Origin of the sequence: Streptosporangium sp. NPDC023963, from assembly GCF_040639135.1 — a bacterium.
Lineage (GTDB): Bacteria > Actinomycetota > Actinomycetes > Streptosporangiales > Streptosporangiaceae > Streptosporangium.
Genome location: NZ_JBEZZK010000001.1, coordinates 56,353 through 69,251 on the forward strand (window position 1 = coordinate 56,353; position 12,899 = coordinate 69,251).

Sequence of the window (12,899 nt, forward strand, 5' to 3'; positions counted from 1 at the left end):
GGTTTCCCGGAGTTCCCAGGGGGCCTCGGCGGCCCCGCCCGCTCTACCAGCCGCGCTCGGCGAGCCGGTGCGGGGCCGGGATGTCGTCGACGTTGATGCCGACCATGGCCTCACCCAGACCTCGGGAGACCTTCGCGATGACGTCGGGGTCATCGTAGAAGGTGGTGGCCTTGACGATCGCGGAGGCGCGCTCGGCGGGGTTGCCGGACTTGAAGATGCCCGAGCCGACGAACACGCCCTCGGCGCCGAGCTGCATCATCATCGCCGCGTCGGCCGGGGTGGCGATGCCGCCGGCGGTGAACAGCACGACCGGCAGCTTGCCGGTCCTGGCGACCTCGGCGACCAGCTCGTACGGCGCCTGGAGCTCCTTGGCCGCGACGTAGAGCTCGTCCTCGGGCAGCGAGCCCAGGCGCTTGATCTCGCCCCTGATCTTGCGCATGTGGGTGGTGGCGTTGGAGACGTCGCCGGTGCCGGCCTCGCCCTTGGAGCGGATCATCGCCGCGCCCTCGGTGAGGCGGCGCAGCGCCTCGCCCAGGTTGGTCGCGCCGCAGACGAAGGGCACCGTGAACTGCCACTTGTCGATGTGGTTGGCGTAGTCGGCCGGGGTGAGCACCTCGGACTCGTCGATGTAGTCGACGCCGAGCGACTGGAGCACCTGGGCCTCGACGAAGTGGCCGATGCGGGCCTTGGCCATGACCGGGATCGAGACGGCGGCGATGATGCCGTCGATCATGTCGGGGTCGCTCATCCGGGAGACGCCGCCCTGGGCGCGGATGTCGGCGGGCACCCGCTCGAGGGCCATGACGGCGACGGCGCCGGCGTCCTCGGCGATCTTGGCCTGCTCGGCGTTGACGACGTCCATGATGACGCCGCCCTTGAGCATCTCTGCCATGCCGCGCTTGACCCGGGCGGTTCCGGTGACGGTGGGCTCGCTGACTTCGGGCGTGCTGCTGGACACGGTCTCTACCTCACGACGGCTGGCTGCGGATCACGGGCCGTCCGCGGAGGACGGCCACTACGCTTCCATCGTAGGCGCTGGCGGCCCGCCCCCTTACACGACGCCTTGTCGCTGTCGGGGGATCTTCTTGGACAGGATGTAGGGCTCGCGCGTCAGGGAATGACGGGTTTCGCCGAGGCGAGCACGACCCAGACCTGTCCCGGGGCGAAGTTCATCGCCTCGCCCGCCTCCGTGGTGAAGACGGTGCCGTCCTTCTCCTTGGGCCGCGACCAGCGGGCCTTGAACGCCTGGCCGTCGCGGAGCACGATCGCCCTGCCCTTGCCGGTGCTGTGCACCAGCGGGGTGTAGCTCTGGTTCTTGTCGTGGAACTGCGAGCGCTCCGTCTTGGTGTACTGCACGACGATCGTGGGCGCGCCGAGCTGGCCGCCCTCGGCCGCCATGTCCTTCTTGCCGTCCTGCCAGATCAGCCACTTGCCCGCGGCCTCCGACCAGCTGAAGGTGAAGCGCGCCGCCGGGTACTTCACGCTGTACATCTTGCGCGGCACGCCGCCCTCGGGCGGGTCGCCGAAGGTGAACCCGATGTCCTTGGCCCTGCTCGCCTTGGGCGCCCCGGCCAGCAGCCGCTTGGTGTCGGCGAACAGGTTGTAGGGGGCGAAGCGTCCCGGCTGGCGGAAGTACGCGCCCGGCTGCCTGCTGTCGGAGACGTCGAAGAGCGGCGCCTCGGCGATGAAGGGGAGCATCTTGGTCTGCGCGCCCGAGTAGGCGAAGGCGGGCCTGCCGAACTGCGGGACGATGTGCAGGTCGGAGATGCGGGCACTGCGGACCGGGCCGACCTTGGCCGGGATCTTCGAGGAGAAGATCGCCATCAGGCGGGTCAGGCCCGCCTCGACCTGCTCGACGTAGACGACGTCGGCGCTCTTCAGGCCGAGCTGCGGCTTGCCCGCCGAGGTGTTCTCGATCTTCACCGCGAGCACCGCCCTGCGGGCCGCGCCGGGCAGGCCGGTGAAGGGGTGCGTCGGCTCGGGCGTGGGCGTCGGGGCCGCGCTGGGCTCGCCGGCCGCGCCCGCGGGGCTGCCCGGGGCCGGATCGTCGGAGGAACAGGCGGCGGCGGGCGCCAGGACCGCGACTCCCGCCAGTGTGACGGCGATCATCCGGGACACCCGCACGGCTCATCTCCTCAAGTCGGCCACTCGGTCACTCGGCCACTCAGTCATGAATCGCCAAGAGCTTACCGGTGTCCGACTTGTCAGATACTCCGGTTCATGTACGCCTTAATCATCCTTATTCGGCGGCTAGGGCCTTCGGGGGCGCGTCGTCGATCTCGAAGAAGGCCGGATACTCGGTGTGCCCGGCGAGCCGCAGCGTGCGGGCCAGCCAGCGGCGCTGCGCCGTCCGGGTGACGCCCACCGCGTTGTTGTAGAACCGGCGGGAGTAAAGGACCTTGGCCACCGCCGCGTCCAGCTCCTCCAGCAGGTCGGACCCCGCCGGGGTGTCGGCCAGCCGGTCGCGGAAGCGCTCCTGGTCGACGACGGCGCGCAGGGCGCGCGACAGGTCGCTCTCGGCGTGCTCGCGCTCCTCGGGACCCGCGGTACGGGCCTCGTGGGCGGCCGCGGCCAGCACCAGGCTCGTCGCCGGGTCCAGCAGCCGGGAGGCCGCCAGCTCCAGGCTGACGGCGGTCCGCCGCACCAGGGCGGCGTCCAGGGACTCCCGGGCCAGCTCCAGCCGGATGTGCATCCGGTCGAGCCGCCCGGCCCGCCAGGAGATGTAGACGGCGAGGAGCACGACGATCGCGCCCACCACCAGGATCAGCGTGGTCGTCACAGCGTGTCGCCCCTCACGGCCGTGCCCTCCCCGGCCCTCCCGGTCCCGGCGACGGCCCCCGCCGCGTCCGGCACCGTGCTCGTCGCGGAGTCCGCCGCAGAGTCCGCCGCGGAGTCCTCCTCGACCCCGGCCGTGCTCGCCACGGTCTCGTAGACCCGCAGGACGTCGCGGGCGACCGTCGACCAGTCGTACTTGCGCACGGCGAGGCGGGCCTCCTCCGACAGCCTGGCCCGGCGCCCGGGATCGTCGAGCAGCGCGGCGGCCTCGCGGGCGAGCGACCTGGCGTCGCCCGTCTCGAACAGGGCCCCCGCCCGGCCGTCGTCGAGCACCTTGCGGAAGGCCGGGATGTCGCTCGCCAGGACCGCCGCGCCGGCCGACATCGCCTCGGTCAGCACGATGCCGAAGCTCTCACCGCCCAGGTTGGGCGCGCAGAAGACGTCGACCGTGTGGTAGGCGCGTACCTTGTCCTCCTCGCTGACCATGCCGAGCAGGCCGATCCGGTCGTGGAAGGCGGGCGGCACCCGCTCCAGCACCTCGTCGGCGTCACCGGGCCCGGCCAGGAGCAGGCGCAGCGCGGGCCGCTCGGCGGCCAGCAGGGCGAACGCCTCCAGCAGCACCGGCAGGCCCTTGCGCGGCTCGTCCATCCTTCCGAGGAAGCCGATCACCTCGCCCTCGTCCCAGCCGGGCAGCGGCTCGCCCTCGGTGTAGCGGCTCACCGTCACCCCGTTGGGGATGAGCACGGCGTCGCCGCCCATGAACTCGACCAGGGTCTTCCTGGCGGCGTCGGACACGGCGATCCTGCCGCCGATCTTCTCCAGCGCGCTCATGATCACCGGCACCCCGACCGAGAAGGAGCGGGAGTTGCCGTACGAGGCGTGGAAGGTGGCCACGATCGGCCCCCTGGCGACCCAGCAGGCGAGCAGCCCGAGCGAGGGGATGGCCGGCTCGTGCACGTGCAGCACGTCGAAGCGGCCCTCGCGCACCCAGCGGCGCACCCGGTTCGCCGACAGGAACCCGAACGACATCCTGGCCACCGACCCGTTGAACGGCACCGGGACGGCGCGGCCCGCCGAGGTCACGTACGGGGGCAGCTCGGCGTTCTCCGCGGCCGGGGAGATCACCGAGACGTGGTGGCCGTCGGCCATGAGCGCCTCGGCCAGGTCCTGGATGTGCACCTGGACGCCGCCCGGCACGTCCCACGTGTAGGGGCAGACGATGCCGATCCTCATGACCTGGACTCCTGGGACTTCCGGGCCTCCCGGGGCTCCAGGTCCTCGAGCCAGAGTCGCTGGAGCATGTGCCAGTCCTCGGGGTGCTCGGCGATGCCCTTCTCGAAGACGGTGGCGAGGCTCTGCATGACGACGGCCACCTTCTCCTTCCTGGTGCCCTCGGCCGGGATCGGGATCTCCTCGTGGAACCGCAGCCCCCAGCCGTCCGGCTCGAAGTAGGGGATCGCCGGGATGAGGGCGGCCCCGGTGTGCACGGCCAGCAGGCCCGGGCCGGCGGGCATCCGGGTGGCCGCGCCGAAGAACTGCACCTCGACCCCGTTCGCGGTCAGGTCGCGCTCGGCGGGCAGCGCTACCGGCAGGCCGGCGCGCAGGCGCTGCGCCAGGGTGCCGAAGGTGTGGCCGTCACCGCCGGTGAGCGGCAGCACCTCCATGCCGAGCCCCTCGCGGAAGGCGGTGTAGCGGTGGAACAGCGACTCGGGCTTGAGCCGCTCGGCGACCGTGGTGAACGGGTGGCCCGTACCGGCGAACCAGGCGCCCGCCTGGTCCCAGTTGCCCATGTGCGGCAGGGCCATGACGACGCCACGCCCCCTGGCGAGGTTGTCGTAGACGGACTCGGCCCCGACCACCCGCATGCGGGAGACGATCTCCTCGATGGGGATCGAGGGCAGCCGGAACACCTCGTGGAAGTAGCGGAAGTAGGAGCGCATGCCGTCGCGGCTGAGCGCCCTGATCGCCGGATCGCCGGGCGAGGTGCCCTTCACCCTGGCGAGGTTGGCCTCCAGCCTGAGCACCGACTTCCCGCGGCGCCTCCACAGCCGGTCGGCGGCGGCGCGGAAGGCCCAGGCGGTGAGCCTCTCGGGCAGGCGGGGCACGACCGTCCAACCGGCGCCGAACGCCGCGGCGACGAGACGATCCTGGGGGGAGGGCTTGTCGGTCATCGATCTTTCCGATCAGCGGAGGGTCCGTGGCGGGTGGGAAACGGCCTGCCGGCGCACGTGCAGCAGGCGCTGGCCGACCGTGACCGCGCTGGCCGCGGCGAGCAGCCAGAGCCCCGCGGCCAGGATGTACGGCACGCCGAGGCCGCCGAGACCGGCGGAGACCAGGCCGACGACCAGGCGTTCCGGCCGCTCGGCGAGGCCGACGTCGCACGTCATGCCCAGCGCCTCGGCCCTGGCCTTGACGTAGGAGACCACGGCCCCCGCGACGAGGCAGAACAGGGCGACCCCCGCAAGCACCCGCTGCCCGCTCACGACGAACCAGAACACCAGCCCGGAGAAGATGCCCGCGTCGCCGACCCGGTCGAGGGTGGAGTCGAGGAAGGCGCCCCAGGTGCTTCCCGGGCCCGTCATCCTGGCCATGACCCCGTCGAGGAGGTCGGCCAGCACGAAGAAGGTGATCACCAACGTGCCCACGAACAGCTGGCCCCGCGGGTAGAAGAACAGGGCCGCGGCGACGGTGCCGAGCGTGCCGGCGGCGGTGACCGCGTTGGGGCTGATCCCGCGGCGGGTCAGTGCCCTGCCCAGCGGGGTCAAGAGCCTGGTGACGGCGGGGCGCAGAAGTTTCAGCATGGCGCTCCGATCGTAGGCCACCGGGCCTGCGGGCGCGCATCGGCGACGGGGAGCGGTGAGCCACGGGGGAACGGCGTTCGCGAGGGTCGCGCGGAGCCGCCGGGACGGCCCGGATTACTAGCGATCAGGTCCGCCTATCGCAAGAGGATCGTCACATCCCTCTTGTGATATTCGCCACATGGGTATTTGGTGAACAGACCGAGTCCGCGCGGTGCGCGAGCTCGGCAGCGGACCCCGGGGGTGTGGCCCCACCAGGCCGCGCCCCTTCGGCAACGACGCGGGAGGCGATGTGGCGGAAAGAGCAACCGGCGGAACAGCGGGAGCCGCGGGGAGGGCACCCGCGGCCGACCGGCCGGGCATGATACGGAACGTCGTGCTGGTCGGCCATTCCGGTGCCGGGAAGACAACACTTGTGGAGGCGCTGCTGGCCGCGACACGGACCGTCCAGCGGCCCGGCAGGGTCGAGGACGGCACGACCGTCAGCGACTTCGACGAGGTCGAGGTGCGTCAGCAACGCTCGGTGAACCTGACCGTGGCCCCCCTGGTCCACAACGACATCAAGATCAATCTGCTGGACACCCCCGGTTACGCCGACTTCGTCGGCGACCTGCGCGCCGGGCTGCGCGGGGCCGACGCGGCGCTGTTCGTCGTCTCGGCCGTCGAGGGCGTGGACGGCCTGACCAGGATGCTCTGGGAGGAGTGCGCGGCGGTCGGGATGCCCCGCGCGGTCGTGATCACCAAGATCGACCATCAGCGGGCGAACTTCGAGGAAGCCCTCGCCGCCTGCCAGGACGCCTTCGGCGACGGCGTCTCGCCGCTGTACCTGCCGGTGGTGACCAACGGCAAGGTGAACGGCCTGATCGGCCTGCTGAGCCAGAAGTTCTACAACTACGCGACCGGCACCCGGAGCGAGAACTCCCCCGGCCCCGCCTACGCCGACCAGATCGAGGTCTACCGGGGCGCCCTGATCGAGGGCGTCATCCAGGAGAGCGAGGACGAGTCCCTGATGGACCGTTACCTCTCCGGCGAGGAGATCGACACCAAGGCCCTGATCGAGGACCTGGAGAAGGCCGTCGCGCGCGGCGGCTTCTACCCGGTGCTGGCCACGGGGACCGGCGTGGGCGCGCTGGAGGTCCTGGAGCTCGTCACCCAGGGGTTCCCCTCCCCGCCCGAGCACCCCATGCCGGAGATCATGTCGATCGACGGCCGGCCCGTCTCCGGCATCACCTGCGACCCCGACGGGCCGCTGGTCGCCGAGGTCATCAAGACCACCAGCGACCCGTACGTGGGCAGGATCAGCCTGGTACGGGTCTTCTCCGGCACGCTGCGCCCGGACATGACGGTGCACGTCTCCGGACACGGCCTGTCCGACCGCGGGCACGAGGACCACGACGTGGACGAGCGCATCGGCGCGCTCTCCTCGCCGCTGGGCAAGCACCAGCGGACGACCGCCAAGTGCGTGGCCGGGGACATCGCGGCGGTGGCCAAGCTGTCTCGCGCGGAGACCGGCGACACCCTGTCGGACCGGGAGAACCCGCTGCTGATGACGGCCTGGAGCATGCCGGAGCCGCTGCTGCCCGTGGCGATCCAGCCCCGGTCCAAGGCCGACGACGACAAGCTGGGCCAGGCGCTGCAGCGGCTGGTCGCCGAGGATCCGACGCTCCGGCTGGAGAACAACCCCGAGACCCGCCAGCTCGTGCTGTGGTGCATGGGCGAGGCCCACACCGACGTGCTGCTCGACCGGCTGAGCAGGCGGCACGGCGTGGAGGTGGAGAAGACCGAGCTGCGGGTGCCGCTCAGGGAGACCTTCGGCGGCAGCTGCCAGGCCCTGGGCCGCAACGTCAAGCAGACCGGCGGCCACGGCCAGTTCGCCGTCTGCCACCTGGAGGTCGAGCCCCTGCCGTCCGGCGGCGGCTTCGAGTTCGTGGACAAGATCGTCGGTGGCGTGGTGCCGCGCCAGTTCATCCCCTCGGTGGAGAAGGGGGTCCGTACCCAGATGCAGCGCGGGGTGCTCGCCGGGTACCCCATGGTGGACGTGCGGGTGACGCTGTACGACGGGAAGGCCCACTCGGTCGACTCCTCCGACATGGCGTTCCAGATCGCCGGGGCGCTCGCGCTGAAGGAGGCCGCGGCCAAGGTGCCCACGCTGCTGCTCGAACCGGTCGACGAGGTGTCCATCCTGGTCTCCGACGACCACGTCGGCGCGGTGATGTCCGATCTGTCCTCGCGCAGGGGCCGCGTGCTCGGCACGGAGCCGGTGGGCGTGGGACGTACCCTGGTCAGGGCCGAGGTGCCCGCACTGGAGATCACGCGATACTCGATCGATCTGAGATCCATGTCACACGGGACGGGGACGTTCCGGCGGGTCTTCCTGCGCTACGAGCCGCTTCCTTCGCATCTGATGGACAAAGTCACCGGCTGACGGGGCCGTGAGACGCGCGCCGGACGGAGCCCCGCCTCCCGGGGAACGCGCACCGTCCGGCGCATGTCTCCCAGCATGCACACATGTAACAGAGTCATCACGAAAGGATTTCGTTTTTCCGGTCAGAGCACACCGGTGCTGGTGCCACACTGGGGAACCATGCGATACGGACGCCCTCTCCTGGCCGCTGCCGCGCTCGCCGTCCTGACCACGGGAGCCGCCTACACCTTCGGCCCCGACGCCGCGCCCGCCCGGCCGAAGGCCGCGAAGAGCCCGGCGGTCTCGGCCGAGACGGCCGGCGCGACGACCGCCGCCTCCGCGTCGGCCCGGTGCGAGGTGGACGCGAGGTATCCCAAGCGGCAGCTGCGCGGGGTGTGGATCGCCACCGTCAAGAACATCGACTGGCCCTCGCGGACCGGCCTGTCCCCGGCCCGTCAGCGAGCCGAGTACGTCAAGATCCTCGACAACGCGGTCAAGCGGCGGTTCAACGCGGTGTTCGTCCAGGTCCGCCCCGCGTCCGACGCGCTGTACAAGTCGGACCTGGAGCCGTGGTCGCAGTATCTGACCGGCACGGCGGGCAAGGACCCCGGCTGGGACCCGATGCCCTTCCTCGTCGCCGAGGCCCACCGGCGAGGCCTGGAGTTCCACGCGTGGTTCAACCCCTACCGCGCGTCCGCCGACGGCGACCTGTCCAAGCTGCCCGCGAGGCACCCCGCCCGGCTGCACCCCGAGTGGATCGTGAAATACGGGGATCTGGCCTACTACAACCCCGGCCTTCCCGCGGTCCGCGACTACGTCACCAAGGTCGTCAAGGACGTGGTGACCCGCTACGACGTCGACGGGGTCCACTTCGACGACTACTTCTACCCCTACCCCGTCGCGGGCGCGAAGTTCGCCGACGGCGCCGCCTTCGCCAAGTACGGCAAGGGCACCAAGCTCGCCGACTGGCGCCGCGCCAACGTCGACAAGCTGATCGCGCAGGTCGACAAGACCGTGCACGAGGTCAGGAACAGCGTGAAGTTCGGCGTCAGCCCGTTCGGGATCTGGCGCAACAAGTCCGACGACCCCACCGGCTCGGCCACCGGCGGCATGTCCGCGTACGACTCCATCTACGCCGACGCCCGCCACTGGATCAAGAAGGGCACGGTCGACTACGTCATCCCCCAGCTGTACTGGCCGCGCGGGTTCAAGATCGCCGACTACGACGTGCTGACGCGCTGGTGGGCGAACGAGGTCAAGGGCACCGGGGTGCAGCTCTACATCGGCCAGGGCCTGTACCGGGTCGGCGCCACCGACACCGCCGCCTGGACCAGGCCCGGCGAGATGTCCTCCCACCTCACGCTCAACCGTAAGTACGGGCAGGTCTCCGGCGACGTCTACTTCAGCGCCAAGCAGCTCTCCACCAACCCGCTGGGCGCGCTCGACCGCGTCGTGAAGGACCACTACGGCCGCCCGGCGCTGCTGCCGCCGATGAAGGACCGCGGCGGTCAGGCTCCGGCCAAGCCCGCCGACGTGCGGCTCCAGGGCACCTCGCTGAGCTGGAAGAGCTCCCCGGACGCCCGCTCGTACGCGGTCTACCGCATCGCCTCGGGCAAGCCGGGAGAGTGCGCCACCGCCGACGCCCGCAACCTGGTCGCGATCGTGCCCGCGGTGGCCGGCGACCGCCAGGCCTTCACCGCGGCGGGCGGCGGCACCTACCTGGTCACCGCCCTCGACCGCCTGCAGAACGAGAGCGCGCCCGCCGGGACCTGAGCCCCGCCCCGGGCGCCCCGGGCGCCCCACGCGGACGGCGGACGAGGGCGCGCCGCGAGGACCCGGGCCCCGGGCGCGGCGACCCGCCGGTCCCCTGGACGGCTGGACCCGTGGCACGATCTTCCCCTACGGTGCCAGCACTTGGCAGGAGCTGAAGGGGAGGTCGTTCGTGAAGCGGACGCTTGTCGCGTTTGCGATGGTGCTGGGCCTGCTGTGGCCGGGGGCCGCGCACTCCGCCACGCAGGCGGACGGGCGGGTGATGCTGATCGGCGTTCCCGGCCTGCGGTGGAGTGATCTCAGCCCCACCGGCACCCCGAACCTGTGGCGGCTGGCCGGGCTGAGCGCGGTCGGATCCCTGTCGGTCCGCGCGGTGGGCAGGGTGACCTGCCCCTACGACGGATGGCTGACGGTGTCGGCCGGGGTGAGGTCCGCGGTCGGCTACGGCTGCGGGCTGCCGCCGCTGCCCGAGTCCGACCGGGCGGGCGCGGTCATCCCCGACTACGGGTACCTGCACGACGTCGCCGGCCAGCGCAACGCGGGCGCCCTCGGCGAGGCCGTCCACGCCGCCGGTGACTGCACGCTGGCGATCGGCCCCGGAGCCGCGCTGGCGCTGGCCGACCGCTCGGGCAGGGTCGACGTGTACGCCCCCTCCCCCGCGCAGATCCGCTCCGACGTGCTCACCAGGTGCCGGGTGATGGCCGTCGACGTCGACGACCTGATCCGGCCGTACGTGACCGGCGAGCGGCTGTCGCCGGACGAGGACGCGCTCACCGCGCAGGAGCGGGCCGCGGCACTGCGCCTGGCCGACGCCAAGGCGGGGGCGGTGCTGACCATGCTGGCCGTGCTGCCGGGGGACGTCGGCGTGCTGCTGGCGGGCCTGTCCGACCACGGCGGCAACCCGCACCTGCGGGTGGCCATGATGCGCGGCGGAGACGTCTCCGGCCGCTTCCTGGGGGCGGCCTCCACCCACCGCGACGACACCACGATCCTGCCGGACATCACCGCGACGATGCTCTCCCTGACGGGGATCGCGACGCCGCCGGGCGTGATCGGGGTGCCCTGGCAGGCGAGCGAGAGGCGCACCGGCGGCACCGAGGCGGCGCGCGTCGAGCTGGAGCGGGCCGACGTGGCCGGGGAGACGATCAGGAACGTGGGCGGGATCTTCTTCACCGCGGTCGCGGTGCTGCAGGTCGCCTTCTACCTGACCGCGTTCCTGCTGCTGCGCCGCAGGCGGGGGCTGACCGGCATCCGGGTGGCCGCGGTGGTGCTGGCCTCGGTGCCCGTGTCGACGTACCTGGTGAACCTCACCCCCTGGCACCACGCGGGATCGCCGGTGCTCGCGCTGGTCGGCGGGATCGCCGGATGCGCGCTGCTGCTGGCCGCGGCGGCGCTGGCGGGGCCCTGGCGCCGCGCGCCGCTCGGGCCGCTGGCGGTGGTGGCCGGGGTGACCGCGACGGTGCTGGCGGGCGACCTGCTGACCGGGACGACCCTGCAGCTCAACAGCGTGATGGGCTACAGCGCCGTGGTCGGGGCCCGCTACTACGGCCTGGGCAACATCCCGTTCGCGCTCTTCGCCACCTCGGTGCTGCTGCTGGCCGCCACGATCGCGCACCGGCTGACGCGCGGGGACCGCGCGGGCGCACCGGCCGCCACCCCGGCGGAGCGGACGGCGCCCGGCGGCCAGGCGGGCGCCGTGACGGATCGGACGGCGCCCGGCGACCGCGCGGGTTCGGCGGGCGACGCCGCGGCGGATCGGCCGGCGGGCGGGAGCCGCGCGAGCGTCGCGGCCGCCGCCGTCGTGGCGGTGCTGGGCGGTTTCGCGATGATCCTGGGCGGCTGGCCGGGCGTGGGCAGCGACTTCGGCGGGGTGATCGCGTTCGTGCCGGGCATCGCGGTGACCGCGCTGCTGATCGCGGGCAGGCGGGTCTCGATCGTCAAGCTGGGCGCGTTCTGCGTGGCGGGCGGCGTCATCGTGATGTCCATCGCCTACCTCGACTACCTGCGCCCGCCGGGCTCGCAGACGCACCTGGGCCGCTTCGTCGGCCAGGTGTTCACCGGCGAGGCCATGGAGGTGATCGGCCGCAAGCTCGGCGCGATGCTGGGCACGCTGCTCAGCCCCAACCTGATGCCGGTCGTGGTCGCCGCGACGGCGTTCCTCGTCTACGCGCTGCTGCGCCCCGATCAGGCGACCGCGGGGGTGCTGCCCGCCGCGTTCGCGCACTCCCCCGCGCTGAAGGCCGGCCTGATCGGCACCCTGGTCAGCGGGGTGGTCGGCATGCTGGTCAACGACTCGGGCGCCGCGGTGCTGTCCATGGCGCTGGCGCTCGCCGTGCCGCTGACGCTGTCGGCGGGCATCCGGGCCCTGGACGACGGCGCCCCGCGCTACGACGACCCGGGCCAGGAGCCGGCGAGCAGCTCCCTTGTGTCGCGCAACAGCTGAGGAAGCACCCTGGTCTGTCCGACGACGGGCATGAAGTTGGTGTCGCCGCCCCACCGGGGCACCACGTGCTGGTGCAGGTGGGCGGCGATCCCGGCGCCCGCCACGCCGCCCAGGTTCATGCCCACGTTGAAGCCCTGCGCGCCGCTGGCCTTGCGCAGGGCGACCAGCGCCCGCCGGGTGAAGTCGGCGAGCTCGAAGGTCTCGGCCTCGTCCAGGTCCGTGTAGTCCGGCACGTGCCGGTAGGGGCAGACCATCAGGTGGCCGGAGTTGTACGGGTACAGGTTGAGCAGCGCGAAGACCGTCTCGCCCCGGGCGACGATCAGGCCGTCCTCGTCGCTCATGCGGGGGATCTCGCAGAACGGGCAGCCGTCCTCCGGGCCGGAACCGGTGGGTTTGCCGCCTCCCTTGATGTAGGCCATCCGGTGAGGAGTCCAGAGTCTCTGGAACGCGTCCGGTGTCCCCGCTCCGTGCTGCGCCTCCGGCTCGTTGCTCATGGTCGCCAGCATATTGCCACGCCGATCCCCGCGTTCTTGCGCCTCCCCCGGCACCGCCCCGCCGCCCCGCCCTCCTCCCCGCCCGCGCCCGAGCCCGCGCACCGCTCGGGACCCCGCCCGGACCCGCGCCCGGACCCGCGCCCGCGCCGCCACTCGGTGCCCGGACCGCCCGGATCCACCGCCCGGATCCGCTGCCGGTACGGAACGGGCGGCGT

The 12,899-nt window shown here is 72.3% G+C and carries 10 protein-coding genes; 3 read left to right on the forward strand and 7 right to left on the reverse strand.

From position 1 onward, the window contains the following. Positions 1-43: 43 nt before the first annotated feature. From pdxS to pgsA, 6 genes are all read right to left on the reverse strand, one after another. Positions 44-958, reverse strand: coding sequence for a pyridoxal 5'-phosphate synthase lyase subunit PdxS (gene pdxS / locus AB0F88_RS00255; RefSeq protein WP_362675613.1), 915 nt, complete (start codon positions 956-958; stop codon positions 44-46). 152 nt (positions 959-1,110) lie between these two features. After that, positions 1,111-2,109 (reverse strand): DUF3048 domain-containing protein, encoded by a 999-nt coding sequence (locus AB0F88_RS00260; protein ID WP_362675616.1) that lies wholly within the window; start codon positions 2,107-2,109, stop codon positions 1,111-1,113. Positions 2,110-2,239: 130 nt separating this feature from the next. Further along, positions 2,240-2,779 (reverse strand): hypothetical protein, encoded by a 540-nt coding sequence (locus tag AB0F88_RS00265; protein WP_362675618.1) that lies wholly within the window; start codon positions 2,777-2,779, stop codon positions 2,240-2,242. After that, positions 2,776-4,008, reverse strand: coding sequence for a glycosyltransferase family 4 protein (locus AB0F88_RS00270; RefSeq protein WP_362675621.1), 1,233 nt, complete (start codon positions 4,006-4,008; stop codon positions 2,776-2,778). The genes AB0F88_RS00265 and AB0F88_RS00270 overlap by 4 nt, the downstream gene beginning before the upstream one ends. Further along, the gene (locus AB0F88_RS00275; protein ID WP_362675624.1) at positions 4,005-4,946 is read right to left on the reverse strand and encodes a phosphatidylinositol mannoside acyltransferase; all 942 of its coding nucleotides are present in this window, start codon (positions 4,944-4,946) and stop codon (positions 4,005-4,007) included. Before AB0F88_RS00275 ends, AB0F88_RS00270 begins: the two co-directional genes overlap by 4 nt. A 12-nt stretch (positions 4,947-4,958) precedes the next feature. Continuing rightward, entirely contained in the window at positions 4,959-5,576 is a 618-nt protein-coding gene (gene pgsA, locus AB0F88_RS00280; RefSeq protein WP_362675627.1) for a phosphatidylinositol phosphate synthase, read from the reverse strand. Between the two features lie 289 nt (positions 5,577-5,865). On the opposite strand from pgsA, the gene AB0F88_RS00285 reads away from it, so the two are divergent. The 3 genes from AB0F88_RS00285 (at position 5,866) to AB0F88_RS00295 (ending at position 12,190) form a co-directional block, all read left to right on the forward strand. After that, the gene (locus AB0F88_RS00285) at positions 5,866-7,998 is read left to right on the forward strand and encodes an elongation factor G-like protein EF-G2 (protein ID WP_362675629.1); all 2,133 of its coding nucleotides are present in this window, start codon (positions 5,866-5,868) and stop codon (positions 7,996-7,998) included. A 159-nt stretch (positions 7,999-8,157) separates the two neighbouring features. Continuing rightward, on the forward strand, positions 8,158-9,750 hold the full coding sequence (locus AB0F88_RS00290) for a family 10 glycosylhydrolase (protein WP_362675632.1): 1,593 nt from the start codon (positions 8,158-8,160) through the stop codon (positions 9,748-9,750). 169 nt (positions 9,751-9,919) lie between these two features. Continuing rightward, positions 9,920-12,190, forward strand: a complete 2,271-nt coding sequence (locus AB0F88_RS00295) for a hypothetical protein (RefSeq protein ID WP_362675635.1) — start codon at positions 9,920-9,922, stop codon at positions 12,188-12,190. On the opposite strand, the gene AB0F88_RS00300 is transcribed toward AB0F88_RS00295, so the two are convergent. Next, a complete protein-coding gene (locus tag AB0F88_RS00300; protein ID WP_362675638.1) occupies positions 12,133-12,684 on the reverse strand; it encodes an HIT domain-containing protein in 552 nt (183 codons plus the stop codon). The genes AB0F88_RS00295 and AB0F88_RS00300 overlap by 58 nt on opposite strands. Positions 12,685-12,899: the final 215 nt, after the last annotated feature.